This is a genomic window from Bradyrhizobium sp. CCBAU 11386 (genome assembly GCF_028128955.1).
Lineage (GTDB): Bacteria > Pseudomonadota > Alphaproteobacteria > Rhizobiales > Xanthobacteraceae > Bradyrhizobium.
In genome coordinates this window covers 41,932-57,594 of record NZ_LBKA01000255.1, presented here as the reverse complement: position 1 = coordinate 57,594, position 15,663 = coordinate 41,932, and the positions used below count along the sequence as shown (strand labels likewise).

The following is a 15,663-nucleotide window of genomic DNA, read 5'->3' as shown; positions in this document are numbered from 1 at the left end:
TTACTGAGAAGCCGCGGCCTACTGGGTTCCCCGCTTTCGCGGGGAATGACACTGAGGGCGGAGCAGCGCCGTCACCGCCCTCAGAACAAACTGCCCTGATCCACCGGCTTGCCGACGCGCTTCGGGGCGGGCTTGGTCTCTTGTGCGGCCGGCTTCGGTTGCTGTGCGCGCTTTGCGGGAGGCGCCGGGCGATCCGTGTCCGTTGTCGCGCCGACACGTCCGTCCGCGAACTCGATCTCGACGCGCGCGCCGGGACCGACGCTGTCTGCCGAATGCAGGGGATGGCCAGCTTCATCGCGTACCAGCGCAAAGCCGCGCGCGAGCACGCCACGGTACGACAACGCGGAGAGCAGCTTGCCGCTGTTCTCGACGCGGGCATCGAGCCGCTGCAGCAACGTGACGAGAGCGCGGTTAGCCCGCTCGGAAAGACGCTGCGTGCGCTCGCGCTGGCGGAGAATCGCGTTGCGCTGCGCCTGCGCGTTGGCGAGTTTTGAGGCCCGCAGTCGCACTTCCAGCCCGGCAAAACGGTCGCGCCGCTGCCGCAGCAGCGAGCGTGCGGAGAGGCCCAGCCGCTCGCCGCACACGGTGAGGCGGTGATCGGCCTGCGATATCTGCCCGTGCAGCACGCGCAGCGTCAGCTTGGCGCTGGCGGCTGTGAACCTGCGGAAATGCGCATGCGTGTTGGCCTTGAGGCCGCGGGGCAGGGCGGAGCCTGCCGAATCCAGCCGTTGCCGCGGGATCGCCAGGAGATCGCCGGCCGCGGGCAGTGCGCGCGCAGCAGCACGCAGCTCGTTGCGGCGGCTTTCGTGGGCACGCTGCCAATAGGCGCGGGTGCGGCGGGCGAGATCGGCGACCTCGACGAACAGATCGCTGCGCACCGGCACCGCCATCTCGGCGGCGGCCGTCGGCGTCGGCGCGCGCTTGTCGGCGACGAAATCGATCAGCGTGATGTCGGTCTCGTGCCCCACCGCGGAGATCAGCGGGATCATGCTCTCCGCGGCTGCACGCACCACGATCTCCTCGTTGAAGGACCAGAGATCCTCCAGCGAGCCGCCGCCGCGCGCGACGATCAGCACGTCGGGGCGCGGAATCTTGCCGCCCTCCGGCAGCGCGTTGAAGCCGCGGATCGCGGCCGCGACCTGCTCGGCCGAGCCTTCGCCCTGCACCTTGACCGGCCACACCAGCACATGGCGGGGGAAGCGGTCCTCCAGCCGATGCAGGATGTCGCGGATCACAGCTCCGGTCGGCGAGGTCACGACGCCGATCACCTCCGGCAGCCACGGCAGCAGCTGCTTGCGCGCCTCGTCGAACAGGCCCTCGGCGGCGAGCTTCTTCTTGCGCTCTTCCATCAGCGCCATCAGCGCGCCGATGCCGGCCGGCTCCAGCGCCTCGATCACGATCTGGTACTTCGAGGAGCCCGGATAGGTGGTGAGCTTGCCGGTGGCGATGACCTCGAGCCCCTCCTGGGGCTTGAAGCGCATGCGGCCGTGCACGCCCTTCCAGATCACCGCCTCGATCTTGGCGCTCTCGTCCTTGAGCGCGAAATAGCAGTGGCCGGAAGAGTGGGCGCCGCGAAAGCCCGAGATCTCGCCGCGGACCCGGACATGGCCAAAGGCATCCTCCACCGTCCGCTTCAGGGACTGCGAGAGCTCGGAGACGGTGAATTCGGGGGCGTTGAGCAGGGGTTCCGCGGGCGGCATCGGCAAACGATTCGGCATTTTGGGGTCAGGCCCGACGTTAAGGATTTTCGCCGCGCGGCGCCAATCCTGGGATTGATCGGAAGAGTACTCTGTATTATAGAGTTATCTATTGATGGTGAGTTCAATGGAGTTGAGCCATGGCGAAGCAGCTGCTGCGCGGCGTGTTGAACGGACTGAAATGGGCCCTGTGCGCAGTCGGCGCCGTGGCGCTGATCCTGGTCGCGATGATCGCAACGCCACCGGAGCGGCCGCCCGAGATGCGGTCGGTCTCGGAGTCGGTGAAGCTTGTCGACTTCTCGACCATGCCGCCGCTCGAGCGTTTTCAGGCCCGTGACGGCACCTGGCTCGGCTTTCGCCACTACGTCCCGAACGGGTCGGCGAGCGGCCGTGGCGCGATCTTCATCCACGGCTCCTCCGGCTCCAGCGGCACCGTCAACCACGCGCTGACCCATGCGATCGCCTTGCGCGGCGTCGAGACCTGGGCGCTCGACATGCGCGGCCACGGCGCCTCGGGCACGCGCGGCGATATCGGCTATGTCGGTCAGCTCGAGGACGATCTGGTCGACTTCGTCGCTCATGTCCGCAAGGCTGCGCCCGATCTGCCGCTGACCTTGATCGGCCATTCCGCCGGCGCCGGCTTCTCGCTGCGCGTTGCCGCGACGCCGATCATGCAGGACATGTTCGTGCGCACCGTGCTGCTCGCGCCCTATCTCGGCTACGACGCGCCGACCAACAAGCCGCATGCCGGCGGCTGGGCCATTGCCGACGTTCCCCGCCTCCTCGGCCTCACCGCCCTCCGCAAGCTCGGCATCGACTGCTGCTCGCAGCTTCCGGTGCTTGCTCTCGCCGTGCCTGCGAATTCGGCGAAGTATCTCGTCTCCACCTATTCCGATCGCCTGATGCGCAATTTCGCGACGCGCGGCTATCGTCTCGATCTCGCGGCGACGACGCGCCCCATCACGATCTTCGGCGGTGCCGAGGACGAGATGATGATCTCGGACAAATATGCGGAGACGGTACAGGCGATCAAACCGTCGGTCGACGTCAAGATCATCGACGGCATCAACCACATGGGCATCGTCACCAGCCCGAAGGCGATCTCGGCCATCGCCGAGGACGTGGCAACGCGCGGGAGCGGGCAGTCATGATCGACAGCAAGGAGGCGTCCGCCGCGCTGGCCGACATCGACGATATCGTTCAGCGCGTGAAGCAATCGCAGCTCTATGAGCTCGCAAGCTATGCGGCCGTCTGGTGGGGCGTACTGGTGTTCGCAGGCAATCTCGTGACCTGGCTCTGGCCGATCTACGCGGTCTATGCCTGGGTCGCGGTCGATGTTCTCGGTGTCGGCGGTCTGGTTGCGCTACGCCTGCTCAATCCGCCGCATCATCCCCATGGTGCCGGCTTCGACGTCAGGCTGCTCCTGGTGTTCGTGCTGTTCTTCGCCTTCGGTTATCTCTGCACCAACGTGATCGGCCATTTCGGCCCGCGTCAGCTGGGCGCGTTCTGGCCGCTCTACTTCATGCTGTTCTACACGCTGGCCGGACTCTGGTTCGGCTATGCCTTCGTGGCGATCGGCCTCGGCATCTCCGCGCTGACGCTGATCGGCTTCTTCACCATCGGCGAGGCGTTCCCGCTCTGGATGGCTTGCGTCAACGGCGGCGGGCTGATCCTCGGCGGCCTCTGGATGCGGCGGATCTAGCCAATGGCCGAGCTCGACGACATCATCCACCAGCCACTGCGGCTCAAGATCATGGCGGCGCTGAACGCACTGCCTGTGTCCGCTGGCCTCGAATTCGCGCGGCTGAAAAAGCTCACCGGCGCCACCGACGGCAATCTCGGCGCGCATATCGAGACCTTGGCCAAGGCCGGCTATGTGTCCGTGGAGAAGGCCTTTGTCGGCAAGAAGCCGCAGACCACGGTGACCGCCACCGCTACCGGCCGCGGCGCCTTCGCGCGCCATGTCGCGACCTTGCAGGAGATCATCGCGGGCAAGCAGGTCTGACCTCCCCGTCATTCCGGGGCGTCCCGCTCTCTTCGCCGTCATTCCGGGGCGCGCCCTTTTGGGCGCGAGCCCGGAATCCATTTCACTACCAACGCTGCGGGCCAATGGATTCCGGGCTCGCGCTACGCGCGCCCCGGAATGACGGGGAATTGGAATGGCGCCCCCTTGAGACGCGCCGCGATTCGTGCGACCTCCGCCCCCAGCAAACCCCTCTTTTCGAGCCTTCGATGCACATTCTCCTGCTCGGTTCCGGCGGCCGCGAACATGCCCTCGCATGGAAAATCGCGGCCTCCCCCCTGGTGACCAAATTCTGGTGCGCGCCTGGCAATGCCGGCATCGCGCGCGAAGCGGAGTGCGTGGCGCTCGATGTCGCCGACCATGCCGCCGTGATCGACTTCTGCAAGACGAACGCGGTCGAGTTGGTGGTGGTCGGCCCGGAGACGCCGCTGGCCGCCGGCATCGTCGATGATCTCACCGCCGCCGGCATCAAGGCGTTCGGGCCGAGCGGGGCCGCCGCCCAGCTCGAAAGCTCCAAGGGCTTCACCAAGGCGCTCTGCACCGAATTCGGCATTCCGACCGGCGCCTACAAGCGCTTCACCAACGCCGATGACGCGCGCGCCTATGTCCAGAGTCAGGGCGCGCCGATCGTCGTGAAGGCCGACGGTCTTGCCGCCGGCAAGGGCGTCGTCGTCGCCAAGACCGTGCGTGAGGCCGAGGACGCCATTGCCATGATGTTCGAGGGCGCCTTTGGCGAAGCCGGCACTGAAGTCGTGATCGAGGAGTTTCTCCCGGGCCGCGAGATCAGCTTCTTCGCGCTGTGCGACGGCGAGACCGCCATTCCGCTGGCCTCCGCGCAGGACCACAAGCGCGTGTTCGACCACGACGTCGGCCCGAACACCGGCGGCATGGGCGCCTATTCGCCGACGCCGCTGGTGACGCCGGCGATCCATGACGCGATCATGGCCAGGATCATTCTGCCCACGGTCGCCGGCATGAAGCAGCGCGGCACGCCGTTCCGCGGCGTGCTCTATGCCGGGATCATGCTGACCACGCAGGGTCCGAAGCTGTTCGAGTTCAACGTCCGCTTCGGCGATCCCGAGTGCCAGGTCTTGATGCTGCGCATGATGTCGGACATCGTGCCGGCGTTTATCGCCGCCTGCGACGGGGAGTTGAAGCATTTCGATCTGCGCTGGTATCCGGAATCCGCGCTCACCGTGGTGATGGCGGCGAAGGGCTATCCCGGCGACTATCAGAAGGGCACACGTATCGAGGGGTTGGAGGAGGCCGCCAAGGTCGATACCGTCGAGATCTTCCACGCCGGCACGGTCGCAAAGGACGGCGCAATCCTCGCCAATGGCGGCCGCGTGCTCAACGTCTGCGCGCTGGGGGCGACCGTGACGGAGGCGCAAGGCCGCGCCTATCAGGCCGTGGACCGCATCAACTGGCCGGAAGGCTTCTGTCGCCGCGATATCGGCTGGCAGGCGGTGGAAGCCGAGAAGGCCAGGGGCTGACAGGCTTTTTTCCGCTGCGCGCGCACGGAACCTTGCGCCATCGCGCCGCCACATCGACATTTCAAAAATGCGTAGTCGGCTGTTGGGCTTAGCGCCCTTCGCCGAGGACGCGTGCTACTGTGCATGGGGTTGTTTTCGACATTTTTGTTGGGAGCCGCTCCGGGACTGACCAGACAAGGATGCAGAAAGATGTCCGATCTCGCCGACCTCTACCCCGGCTTCGCCTCCGAGTGGATCAACACCTCCTTCGGCCGCATCTTTGCCCGCGTCGGCGGCAAGGGACCGCCGCTCTTGCTCCTTCACGGCTTCTCCGAGACGAATGTGATGTGGCACCGCGTGGCGCCGCAGCTTGCCGACAAGTTCACGCTGATCATCGCCGACCTGCCGGGCTATGGCTGGTCCGACATGCCCGAAAGCGACGCGCTGCACATGCCCTACAGCAAGCGCGCGATGGCCAAGGCCATGGTGGAGGCGATGGAGCGCCTCGGCCACGTGCACTTCGCGCTCGCCGGCCACGACCGCGGCGGCCGTGTCTCCTACCGCCTCGCGCTCGACCATCCCGGCCGGCTGTCGCGGCTCGCCGTGCTCGATATCCTGCCGACCTATAATTACTGGGAGCGGATGAACCGCGCCTACGCGCTGAAGATCTATCACTGGACCTTCCTGGCGCAGCCCGCGCCGCTGCCGGAGACGCTGATCTCGAGCAATGGCGAGTTCTTCCTGCGCTTCAAGATGGCGAGCCAGACCAAATCGAAGACGCTCGACGCCATCGACGAGCGCGCGCTCGAACACTACATCGCCCCGTTCCGCGATCCCGCCCGTGTGCACGCGATGTGCGAGGACTACCGCGCCGGCGCCTATTTCGACTACGACCTCGACAAGGCCGATTTCGAGGCCGGCAAGAAGATCACCATTCCCATGCTGGCGCTGTGGGGCAACGCCGGCGTCGCGCAGGCCGCCGCGACACCGCTGGATACGTGGAAGCAATGGGCGACTAATGTCGACGGCATGCCGGTGGATTCCGGCCACTTCCTCACCGAGGAGAACCCCGACGTCACCGCGCAGGCGCTGCGCGAGTTCTTCCTCGCGGGCTAACGCCGCTCCCGGAAGAACTCCCTGAGCAGCCGCGCTGCTTCGCTCTCGCCGACACCGGAATAGACGTCCGGCGCGTGATGGCAGGTCGGTGAGGCAAAGAACCGCACACCGGACTCGATCGCGCCGCCCTTGGGGTCGGCGGCGCCGTAATAGAGTCGCCTGACCCTTGCAAAAGAGATCGCGCCCGCACACATGGTGCAGGGCTCCAGCGTCACGTAGAGGTCGCAGTCGACCAGGCGCTCGCTGCCGATCTTTTTCGCGGCCTCGCGCAGCGCAACGATCTCGGCATGGGCCGTGGGGTCGTAGTCGGTCAGCGTCCGGTTCGCCGCGGTGGCGATGACCTCGTAGTTGCGGACGACCACGCATCCGATCGGAACTTCGCCCGCCTTTCCGGCATTTTCGGCCGTTTTGAGCGCCAAATCCATGAAAGAGGGGGCTTTCAAGCCTCGTATCATCGCCAGAAACCTGCTAGTAGCTCCGCCTTCAGCAAGAGTGAATACCGGTTTTGCCTGAGCATGCGGCTCGGAACGAGCGCGCACACTGCTTTCTGGCCACCCCCTGAGTGAGATTATTCATGCCTCGCGACAGCGACAAAGACAACGATTCCCGCGGCCGGCGTGATCGTGGCCCGGCCAAGGGCCGGTCCGGCAAGCCGCGCGGCCCCGAGAAGAAGTTCGCCAAGCGCGGCCCTGAGGGCAAGGGCGACAGCCGCCCGCCCCGCGGCGACCGCGACAGCCGTCCGTTCCGCCGCCGCGAGGAGGGCGATGCGCCGCGCCGCGATTTCAGCGACCGCCCGCGCTTCAAGCGCGACGACCGCGGCGGTGAGGAGCGCAGCTTCAAGCCGCGTGGCGACCGTCCGTTTTCCGATCGCACCTCGCGCGATGGCGAGAAGCGGCCGTTCAAGCCGCGCGGTGATCGCCCGTCCTACGGCCGTGACGACCGTCCGCCGCGCAGCCGGGATCGCGACGACTCCCGTCCGGCCGGCCGGACCGGCGACAAAAAGTTCGGCGACAAGCGGCCCTACGCGCCGCGTGGCGACCGTCCGGAACGCAAGTTCGACGGTGAACGGAAATTCTCGCGCGGCGCACCGGACCGCGGCGACCGCCCGCGCGATCGTGGCGAGCGCAGCGATTCGAAGCCGTGGCAGAAGCGCGATGCGGGTCCGCGCGGCGACCGGCCGCCGCGCAAGGATTTTGGCAAGGGTCCGCGCAAGGATTTCGGCGGCCGCGACCGCGGCGAGGACAAGCCCTGGCAGAAGCGCGAAGGCGGCGAGGATCGCCCCCGGTTCTCGCGTTCGCGCGACGATCGTCCGTCGGGCGATCGTCCGTTCCGCGAGCGGCCCAAGTTTGATCGCCCCAAGTTCGATCGCCCGCGCGATGATCGTCCAAAATTCGATCGCCCCCGTCGTGACGGCGATAGCGAGCGCGGCGGCGACCGTCCGAAATTCAATCGCCCGCGCGAGCGCTCGGAAGGCCGCTCCGATTGGCACGAGCATCCGCGCAGCGAAGGTCGCTTCGGTGATCGTCCGCGCCGTGAAAACGAGGACGAGAGCAGGATCTTCGAGAAGCGCCCGGCCTTCGGCGGCCGCGGTGCCTATCGCGAGCGCGATCGGGATTTCGAGGGGCGGCCGCGCCGCGAAGAAGCGCCGAAGCCGAAGAAGGCCGGCGAGCGCATCGCCAAGGCGCTGGCGCGTGCGGGGCTTGCCTCGCGCCGCGACGCCGAGGAGATGGTCACGCAGGGCCGCGTGACCGTCAACGGCCGCGTCATCAATTCGCCCGCACTCGACGTGACGCCGAACGACGTCGTCGCTGTCGACGGCAAGCCGTTGCCGCCGCGCGAGCGCACGCGGCTGTTCCTCTATCACAAGCCGCGCGGCCTCATGACCACGCATGACGACCCCGAGGGCCGTCCGACCGTGTTCGACAATCTGCCTGAAGGTCTACCGCGCCTGATCAGCGTCGGCCGGCTCGACTTCAACACCGAAGGCCTGTTGCTGCTCACCAATGACGGCGGCCTCGCGCGCACGCTTGAGCTGCCGGACACCGGCTGGCTGCGCCGCTACCGCGTCCGCGCCCATGGCGACGTCACCCAGGCACAGCTCGACGAGCTCAAGAGTGGCATCGAGGTCGAGGGCGTCAAATACGGTCCGATCGATGCGACGCTGGAGCGCGACCAGGGCGCCAATGTCTGGCTGGTGTTCGCGATCCGTGAAGGCAAGAACCGCGAGGTGCGCAACGTCTGCGCCCATCTCGGGCTCGAGGTGAACCGGCTGATCCGCGTCTCCTACGGCCCGTTCCAGCTCGGCGAAGTCCCCGAGGGGCAGGTCGAGGAGGTCAGGTCCCGCGTGCTGCGGGATCAGCTGGGCGACAAGGTGATCGAGAAGTCGGGCGCCGAGTTCGACGTGCCGCAGAAGGCCGCTTCGACCGACGACGGCGTGCCGCGCGAGAAGAAGCCCGCCAGCAAGCGCGCCGTGATCAACGACCGCAAGGGCCGCCGCGTTCTGGTGCAGCGCACCGGCAGCGACGAAGCGCGCGAGCGCAACGAGGCGGAGGCGAGCGGCTACGGCCCGCCGCGCCGTCCCAAGCGCGGCTATCACGGCAAGCGCGACCTGACGCCGCGGGACGGCGAGTAACGTCGAATGGTTCAAGCGACCCTGACACTCCGCAACGGATCGTCATGGCCGGGCTTGACCCGGCCATCCACGTCTTGCTCGGGTCCATGGTTGAAGAACGTGGATGCCCGGGACATCTGCGCGAAGACGCGCTTCGCGCTTTTGCCCGGGCATGACGGAGACATCTAGATGCGCGTCGTCGGCGGTCGATTGAAGGGGCGTAATCTCGCCTCACCGTCCTCGCGCGACATCCGCCCCACGGCGGATCGCCTGCGCGAGTCCGTGTTCAACATCCTCGTCCACGCCTATGACGATCCGATCGAGGACGCGCGCGTGCTCGATCTCTTCGCCGGCACCGGCGCGCTCGGCATCGAGGCGTCTTCGCGTGGCGCGAAGTTCGTGCTGTTCGTCGACAACGGTGCGGAGGCGCGGGCGTTGTTGCGCAACAATGTAGAATCGCTCGGCCTCGGCGGGGTGACAAAAGTCTATCGCCGCGATGCGACCGATCTCGGCCCGGCGCATCCCGTCGAGCCGTTCTCGCTGGTATTCCTCGATCCGCCCTATGGCAGGGGACTTGCGGAGAAGGCGCTTGTGAGCTTGCGCGACGGCGGCTGGCTCACGCCGGGCGCGTTGCTGGTGGTGGAAGAGGCGAAGGCCGCGCAGTTCGCGACGCCTGATGGCTTCGAGGAATTGGAGCGGCGGGCTTATGACGACACGGAGTTCGTGTTTTTGAAGAGGCCGTAGCTTTGCTGCCGTAGGGTGGGCAAAGCGAAGCGTGCCCACCACTTCTGCTGCTCTCTCGGAGAGATGGTGGGCACGGCGCTACGCGCCTTTGCCCACCCTACGAACCCTACGAAATCACCGCCGCCCGAACAGCTTCTCCACATCCGACAGCTTCAGCTCGACATAGGTCGGCCGGCCGTGATTGCACTGGCCGGAGTTCGGCGTCTCCTCCATCTCGCGCAGCAGGGCGTTCATCTCCTCGGGCCTGAGCCTGCGGCCGGCGCGCACCGAGCCGTGGCAGGCCATGGTGGCGGCGACGTGCATCAGGCGGCGCTCGAGCGGCAGCGCTTCGTCCCACTCGGCCATATGCTCGGAGAGGTCGCGCAAGAGCCCGCCCGCGTTGGTCTTGCCGAGCAGCGACGGCGTCTCGCGCACGGCGACCGCGCCCGGGCCAAAGGATTCGATCGCAAGCCCGAACGAGGCAAGCTCCTCGCTGCGCTCGAGCAGGCTCTCCACCGTGGCCTCGTCCATCTCGACGATCTCGGGGATCAGCAGGATCTGCCGCTGCACGCCGTTGGCGGCCAGCGAGGCCTTCAGCCGCTCATAGACGATGCGCTCATGCGCCGCGTGCTGGTCAACGATGATCAGGCCGTCGCGGGTCTGCGAGACGATGTAGGTCTCGTGGATCTGCGTGCGCGCGGCGCCGAGCGGGCGATCGACGAGGTCGCCGACGGGCTGCGTCTCGAACCGCACGTCCGCACTGGGCGCGCCGACGTCGAACGCGGCTTGGGCGCGCTCGGCGAAGGCAGGGGCCGCCGCCCCGTCGAATGACGGCATCGGTGCGACCGGCGCGGATGGCGAGGCCCGCCAGTCCCAGCTCGCCGGGCGCGGCGTGAACGCGGGCCGGAACGAGGACAATGCGCTCTCGCCGCTGTTGGCGGCGGTGCGCCTGCCCTCGCGCGCGAGCCCTTCCTTCAATCCATGCACGATCAGCGCGCGCACGAGGCCGGCGTTGCGGAAGCGGACCTCGGTCTTGGCCGGATGCACGTTGGCGTCGACCTCGCGCGGATCAAGCGTGACGAACAGCGCCACGACCGGATGACGGTCGCGCGGCAGATAGTCGGAATAGGCCGCGCGCACCGCCCCTAAGATCAGCTTGTCGCGCACCGGGCGGCCGTTGACGAAGAGATATTGCCCGAGCGCGTTGGCTTTCGTCAGCGCAGGGGCTGCGGCATAGCCGGAAACGACGACGCCCTCGCGCTCGGCATGGACCTCGATGGCATGGCTGCGGAATTCCGCGCCGAGGATGTCGCCGAGCCGTGTCAGCCGTCCGGCGGCGCCGGGTAGCGCCGCGGCCCAGGTCACCGGCGCACGCTCTTCGCCCGCGAGTGTGAAGGCGACGTCCGGTCGCGCCATTGCGAGCCGCCGCACCACCTCGCGGATCGCCTCGGCCTCGGTGCGGTCGGTCTTCAAAAACTTCAGCCGCGCCGGCGTGGCGTAGAAGAGGTCGTTGACCTCGACGCGCGTGCCGTGGGCCAGCGCCGCCGGCATGATCTCGGACTTCTCGCCGCCCTCGACGGTGAGCGCCCAGGCGTGCGGCTCGCCGGCATGGCGCGTGGTGATCGACAGACGCGCCACCGAGCCGATCGAGGGCAGGGCCTCGCCGCGGAACCCGAGCGTGCGGATCTGGAGCAGGTCCTCGTCGTCGAGCTTGGAGGTCGCGTGGCGCTCCACCGCGAGCGCGAGATCCTTCGCCGTCATCCCGCTGCCGTCGTCGGTGATGCCGATCCGCCGCCGGCCGCCGCCATCGGTGAAGACGTCGATCCGGCTCGCGCCGGCGTCGATCGCGTTCTCGACCAGTTCCTTGACCACGCTCGCGGGCCGTTCGACCACCTCGCCGGCGGCGATGCGGTTGACGACTTGCTCTGGCAATTGGCGGACGGGCATGGGCTCACTCGGCGAATATCCCAGTCTAATGCCTCGGGGGCACAAATGCATGGGGAAGGTCGAGCTTCCCACATGGCAAATGTGGGCGCGTCCAACCTCGCGTACTTCTTATGCACGCGGGGAACGTGTTCCGCGCTGCCGCATATGCGGAGGACAATTCCGCGAAACCGCCTCGAAATCCCTAAACGATCACCACATGAGGCGGCTTGCATCGCGATTGCGCCGTTCGAACTCTCTATGCGATGAACCGGTCCGGTGCAGGCGGACGGCGCAGGACGCAGCCGACCCGGTCATCGCAAAAAATCCAGGAGAAATGGATGAAGTTGGTGAAGACTTCTGCAATCGCATGCGCTCTTGCGGCCCTCATTGCGACGCCCGTTTTCGCGCAAGGCACGTCAGCTGGCACCAAGCCCGGCGGCACCGTGCAAAGCAAACCCATGCAGGGGGGCGCGTCAGCCAGCGAAGATGAGGATCTCGGCACGCAGCAGGGCGCTGCGGGTGAGAAGGTGGGCATGAAGTCGACCAAGGGAACGAAGGGCGCGGTCGGCACAACGGGAAGCGCAGCACACAAGGGGGCGGTCGACGATTCCGCTTCGGGCAGTCCCGCTACCGGCAAGCGTTACTGACGCCGAGACGTGAACCTGCAAACCTCCGGTCGCTCGGCGGCCGGAGGTCTTTGCCCATTCAATCGTCGAAACTCCGGCCGCGTCCGGCCTTGACGTCGCTGCGACGCTTCTTGCCGTCGAGGCGGCGCTGCTTGGAGCCAAGGGTCGGCCGTGTCGCGCGCCGTGGCTTCGGCCGTATCATCGCCTCGCTGAGGATCTCGACGAGCCGGTCGATGGCGTCCTGGCGGTTGCGTTCCTGGGTGCGGAAGCGCTGGGCGTGGATCACGATCACGCCGTCCTTGGTCATGCGCTGGCCGGCGATGCGGGCGAGCCGGATCGTTGCATCCTCCGGCAGGGTCAGCTTGCGCGTGTCGAAGCGCAGCTGGGCCGAGGTTGCGACCTTGTTGACGTTCTGCCCGCCGGGGCCGGAGGCGCGGACGAAGCCGATCTCGATGTCGTCCTCGTCGATGACGAGATCGCGGGATATCCGCAGCATGATGGCACCATTCGTGATGACCGGACATATCCCGGACGTCCACGTTCGGCAATGGCGCTCATGCGAAACGCAAATGGCCGGGGCAAGCCCGGCCATTTAACACCGCGGATGGAAGACCTCAGTTCGACTTGGGCGCCGCTGCCGCCGGCTGCGCGGCGGCCTGCGGGGCGCGGCCGACGACGACGGTCAGGAGGCCCTGGCCCCAGAGGCGCTTGGCGGCCGCCTTGGCGTCGTCCAGCGTCACCGCGTCGACGATGGCGTTGCGCTTCTCGATATAGTCGATCGGCAGCTTGTCCTGCTGATATTGCAGCAGCGCCTGGGCGAGCTTCGAGGACGTATCCAGCGCCAGCATCTGCGAGCCCTTGAGGTAGGACTTGGCCTCATCGAGCTCCTTCTGCGTCGGGCCCTCCTCGGCGATCCGGCGCACCTCCTTCTCGATGGCCTCGATGGTGTCGCCGGCGCGGTCGGCGCGGGTGCCGGTATTGCCGATGAAGACCGCCGAATGCTCCATCCAGAGCAAGGATTCGAACACCGAATAGGCCAGCCCGCGCTTCTCGCGGACCTCGCGATAGAGCCGGGAGGACAGTCCGCCGCCGCCGAGGATGTGGTTGACGACATAGGCCGCCATGAAGTTCGGGTCGCTGCGCTTCACGCCGGGGCCGCCGAAGGTGATGACGGTCTGCGGCACGTCGAGCGGCATGAAGGCGCGCTGCGGCGGCTTGGCCGCCTCGATGTCGGGGACCGGCACGAGATTGGCTTTGGCGGGCAGGCTGCCGAAGGTGTGGTCGAGCAGCTTGCCGAGGGTCGCCGGATCGACGTCGCCGACGACTGCGACCTTCAAAGTGTCCTTGGCGAGCACGCGGCCGACATAGTCCTTCATGTCGGCGACGGTGACGGTCGGCACGGTGTCCAGCGTGCCGTTGGTCTGCCGGCCGTAGGGATGATCGCCGAAGGCGACCTCCAGGAATTTGCGGCTCGCCAGCGACGACGGATTGGTGGTCTCGCGGCGCAGGCCCGAGATCACCTGCGAGCGGATGCGCTCGACGTCGGCGGTGTCGAAATGCGGCGAGGTCAATGCCATCCGCAGCAGGTCGAAGGCCTCGTCCTTGTTGTCGCGCAACATGCGCAAGCTGCCGCGGAAGGCGTCGCGGGTGGCGCTGAAGGAAAGCTCGATGGCGCGGCGGTCGAGCCGCTCGTGGAAGGTCTTGGAGTCGAGATCGCCGGAGCCTTCGTCGAGGAGATCGCCGACGAGATTGGCGACGCCCGACTTGTCCTTGGGATCCTGAGCCGAGCCGCCGGCAAAGGAATATTCCATGGCGATCAGCGGAACGGTGGCATCCTGCACGAACCAGGCCTCGATGCCGCCCGGCGAGATCAGGCGCTGGATCTTTGCTGCGGCCTGCGACGGCGAGACCGCGGCGAGCGCGAGCGCCGCGCCAGTGACGAAGGACAGCGCGAAGTGCCTTGTGCGTCGGAAGTGTTTTGCGCGAAGGAAGGGATAGGTCACGAACGCTTCTCCTCGCGCTTGGTGGTCGCAGTGTCCTTGATCAGATAGCCCGTCACCGAACGCTTCTTCTCGAGCCATTTTTGCGCAGCAGCGCGAACCTGTTCGGCGGTGACCGCGCGAATGCGGTCGGGCCAGCTCCTGATGTCCTCGATCGACAGGCCCGTGGTCAGCGCGCCGCCATACCAGCGCGCCAGCACCGCCTGGTTGTCCTGGGCGTAGATCGCTTCCGCGATGAGCTGGGTCTTGACCCGCTCGAGATCCTCGGCGCGGATCGGGTTCTGCGCGATGTCGGCGATGACGCCATCGGCCGCCTGCTCGACCTCGGCGAAGCTGACGCCGGGTTTCGGCGCGGCCGAGATCGCGAACTGCGTCGGGTCGAGCGAGATGCTGGAATAGCTGGCGTTGGCGGAGACCGCGAGCGGCTTGTCGACGACGAGGGCGCGGTAGAGATAGGAATTGCTGCCGCTGCCCATCAGCTGCGCGAGCACGTCCAGGGCCGCGCTTTCGCCGGCCGCAGCCGTGGTCGCCGAGGGAACGAGATAATAGCGCCGCAGGCTCGGCTGCTCGACGCGCGGGTCGGCCAGCGTGACGGTGCGCGGTGCCGCCGGCTCCGGCTCCTGCGGGCGGACGCGGCGTGCCGGGATCGCGGGCTGGGCGGGGATGGCGCCGAAATTGCGCTCGACCAGCGGACGGATGTCGGCGGCTTCGACGTCGCCGGCGATCACCAGGATCGCGTTGTTCGGCGCGTAGAAGCGACGGTAGAAGGCCAGCGCATCCTCGCGATCGAGTTTCTCGATCTCCTGGTGCCAGCCGATCACCGGCCGGCCATAGGGATGGTTGAGATAGAGCGCGGCCATGATCTGCTCGTTGAGCCGCGCGTCCGGATTGTTGGCAACGCGCATGTTGTACTCTTCGAGCACGACGTCGCGCTCGGGCAGCACGTTCTCGTCCTTGAGGATCAGGCCGGTCATGCGATCGGCCTCGAACTCCATCATGGTCGGCAGCTGCTCGCGCGGCACGCGCTGGTAGTAGTTGGTGTAGTCGACCGAGGTCGAGGCGTTCTCGTTGCCGCCGACACGAAGCACGGTCTGGGAGAATTCGCCGACCGGATGCTTCGAGGTGCCCTTGAACATCAGGTGCTCGAGGAAGTGCGCGAGCCCGGATTTGCCCGGCGTCTCGTCGGCCGAGCCGACCTTGTACCAGATCATCTCCGTGACCACGGGCGTGCGGTGATCCGGGATCACCACGACCTGCATGCCGTTGCTGAGCGTGAAGCTGGCGGGCGGGGCCGATGTCACCGTGGTCTGGGCGAGGGCCGCGCTGGCTGAGAGGACACTCGTCGAAAGCAGCGCGGCAAGGAGGCAGGCAGCCGATCGGTAAGAGGACATCATGATCCCTAGTGAAAGGCCGAGGTCCGGATGTCCGGCTCGGCGGCACGGCATGCTACACCGTGCGGCTGAGGCTTC

General features: G+C 67.1%; 14 protein-coding genes. 8 read left to right on the top strand and 6 right to left on the bottom strand.

Annotated elements, in window-relative coordinates:
* Nucleotides 1-80: 80 nt before the first annotated feature.
* Nucleotides 81-1,718: an exodeoxyribonuclease VII large subunit gene (xseA, locus tag XI09_RS36395; RefSeq protein ID WP_271571181.1), complete on the bottom strand. Its 1,638-nt coding sequence runs from the start codon at nt 1,716-1,718 to the stop codon at nt 81-83.
* A 119-nt stretch (nt 1,719-1,837) separates the two neighbouring features.
* Between xseA and XI09_RS36390 the strand changes: the two genes are divergently transcribed.
* The 5 genes from XI09_RS36390 to XI09_RS36370 all read left to right on the top strand — a co-directional run bounded on the left by XI09_RS36390 (nt 1,838) and on the right by XI09_RS36370 (nt 6,308).
* The gene (locus XI09_RS36390) at nt 1,838-2,848 is read left to right on the top strand and encodes an alpha/beta hydrolase (RefSeq protein WP_271571180.1); all 1,011 of its coding nucleotides are present in this window, start codon (nt 1,838-1,840) and stop codon (nt 2,846-2,848) included.
* Nucleotides 2,845-3,399, top strand: coding sequence for a hypothetical protein (locus XI09_RS36385; protein WP_271571179.1), 555 nt, complete (start codon nt 2,845-2,847; stop codon nt 3,397-3,399). The genes XI09_RS36390 and XI09_RS36385 overlap by 4 nt, the downstream gene beginning before the upstream one ends.
* Before the next feature lie 3 nt (nt 3,400-3,402).
* Nucleotides 3,403-3,702: a winged helix-turn-helix domain-containing protein gene (locus XI09_RS36380; RefSeq protein ID WP_060910428.1), complete on the top strand. Its 300-nt coding sequence runs from the start codon at nt 3,403-3,405 to the stop codon at nt 3,700-3,702.
* Between the two features lie 227 nt (nt 3,703-3,929).
* On the top strand, nt 3,930-5,213 hold the full coding sequence (gene purD, locus XI09_RS36375; protein WP_271571178.1) for a phosphoribosylamine--glycine ligase: 1,284 nt from the start codon (nt 3,930-3,932) through the stop codon (nt 5,211-5,213).
* Nucleotides 5,214-5,402: 189 nt separating this feature from the next.
* Nucleotides 5,403-6,308, top strand: coding sequence for an alpha/beta fold hydrolase (locus XI09_RS36370; protein WP_271571177.1), 906 nt, complete (start codon nt 5,403-5,405; stop codon nt 6,306-6,308).
* On the opposite strand, the gene XI09_RS36365 is transcribed toward XI09_RS36370, so the two are convergent.
* Complete coding sequence (locus XI09_RS36365; RefSeq protein ID WP_271571289.1) at nt 6,305-6,763, bottom strand: nucleoside deaminase; 459 nt, start codon at nt 6,761-6,763, stop codon at nt 6,305-6,307. The two genes, XI09_RS36370 and XI09_RS36365, sit on opposite strands and share 4 nt — an antisense overlap.
* Nucleotides 6,764-6,882: 119 nt before the next feature.
* Here XI09_RS36365 and XI09_RS36360 point away from each other — a divergent pair, with 119 nt between their 5' ends.
* Together XI09_RS36360 and rsmD are read left to right on the top strand one after the other, a co-directional pair.
* Complete coding sequence (locus XI09_RS36360; RefSeq protein WP_271571176.1) at nt 6,883-8,940, top strand: pseudouridine synthase; 2,058 nt, start codon at nt 6,883-6,885, stop codon at nt 8,938-8,940.
* Between the two features lie 168 nt (nt 8,941-9,108).
* Nucleotides 9,109-9,663 carry a 16S rRNA (guanine(966)-N(2))-methyltransferase RsmD gene (gene rsmD, locus XI09_RS36355; RefSeq protein ID WP_271571175.1) on the top strand — a complete coding sequence of 185 codons (555 nt, stop codon included), beginning with the start codon at nt 9,109-9,111 and terminating at the stop codon, nt 9,661-9,663.
* Between the two features lie 114 nt (nt 9,664-9,777).
* Here the strand turns inward: rsmD and mutL are convergent, their stop codons facing one another.
* Entirely contained in the window at nt 9,778-11,589 is a 1,812-nt protein-coding gene (gene mutL / locus XI09_RS36350; RefSeq protein WP_271571174.1) for a DNA mismatch repair endonuclease MutL, read from the bottom strand.
* Nucleotides 11,590-11,906: 317 nt separating this feature from the next.
* Here mutL and XI09_RS36345 point away from each other — a divergent pair, with 317 nt between their 5' ends.
* Nucleotides 11,907-12,215: a hypothetical protein gene (locus tag XI09_RS36345; RefSeq protein ID WP_271571173.1), complete on the top strand. Its 309-nt coding sequence runs from the start codon at nt 11,907-11,909 to the stop codon at nt 12,213-12,215.
* A 58-nt stretch (nt 12,216-12,273) separates the two neighbouring features.
* Here XI09_RS36345 and arfB read toward each other — a convergent pair whose 3' ends face one another.
* From arfB to XI09_RS36330, 3 genes are all read right to left on the bottom strand, one after another.
* Nucleotides 12,274-12,690 (bottom strand): alternative ribosome rescue aminoacyl-tRNA hydrolase ArfB, encoded by a 417-nt coding sequence (gene arfB / locus XI09_RS36340; RefSeq protein WP_092189759.1) that lies wholly within the window; start codon nt 12,688-12,690, stop codon nt 12,274-12,276.
* Between the two features lie 118 nt (nt 12,691-12,808).
* Nucleotides 12,809-14,197, bottom strand: coding sequence for a M16 family metallopeptidase (locus tag XI09_RS36335; RefSeq protein WP_442869646.1), 1,389 nt, complete (start codon nt 14,195-14,197; stop codon nt 12,809-12,811).
* Nucleotides 14,194-15,588 (bottom strand): M16 family metallopeptidase, encoded by a 1,395-nt coding sequence (locus XI09_RS36330; RefSeq protein ID WP_442869645.1) that lies wholly within the window; start codon nt 15,586-15,588, stop codon nt 14,194-14,196. Before XI09_RS36330 ends, XI09_RS36335 begins: the two co-directional genes overlap by 4 nt.
* Nucleotides 15,589-15,663: the final 75 nt, after the last annotated feature.

Bases quoted from the DNA above. Each gene is read 5' to 3' on its own strand.
- xseA (WP_271571181.1), bottom strand. From the start codon at position 1,718: ATGCCGAATCGTTTGCCGATGCCGCCCGCGGAACCCCTGCTCAACGCC.
- XI09_RS36390 (WP_271571180.1), top strand. From the start codon at position 1,838: ATGGCGAAGCAGCTGCTGCGCGGCGTGTTGAACGGACTGAAATGGGCC.
- XI09_RS36385 (WP_271571179.1), top strand. From the start codon at position 2,845: ATGATCGACAGCAAGGAGGCGTCCGCCGCGCTGGCCGACATCGACGAT.
- XI09_RS36380 (WP_060910428.1), top strand. From the start codon at position 3,403: ATGGCCGAGCTCGACGACATCATCCACCAGCCACTGCGGCTCAAGATC.
- purD (WP_271571178.1), top strand. From the start codon at position 3,930: ATGCACATTCTCCTGCTCGGTTCCGGCGGCCGCGAACATGCCCTCGCA.
- XI09_RS36370 (WP_271571177.1), top strand. From the start codon at position 5,403: ATGTCCGATCTCGCCGACCTCTACCCCGGCTTCGCCTCCGAGTGGATC.
- XI09_RS36365 (WP_271571289.1), bottom strand. From the start codon at position 6,763: ATGATACGAGGCTTGAAAGCCCCCTCTTTCATGGATTTGGCGCTCAAA.
- XI09_RS36360 (WP_271571176.1), top strand. From the start codon at position 6,883: ATGCCTCGCGACAGCGACAAAGACAACGATTCCCGCGGCCGGCGTGAT.
- rsmD (WP_271571175.1), top strand. From the start codon at position 9,109: ATGCGCGTCGTCGGCGGTCGATTGAAGGGGCGTAATCTCGCCTCACCG.
- mutL (WP_271571174.1), bottom strand. From the start codon at position 11,589: ATGCCCGTCCGCCAATTGCCAGAGCAAGTCGTCAACCGCATCGCCGCC.
- XI09_RS36345 (WP_271571173.1), top strand. From the start codon at position 11,907: ATGAAGTTGGTGAAGACTTCTGCAATCGCATGCGCTCTTGCGGCCCTC.
- arfB (WP_092189759.1), bottom strand. From the start codon at position 12,690: ATGCTGCGGATATCCCGCGATCTCGTCATCGACGAGGACGACATCGAG.
- XI09_RS36330 (WP_442869645.1), bottom strand. From the start codon at position 15,588: ATGATGTCCTCTTACCGATCGGCTGCCTGCCTCCTTGCCGCGCTGCTT.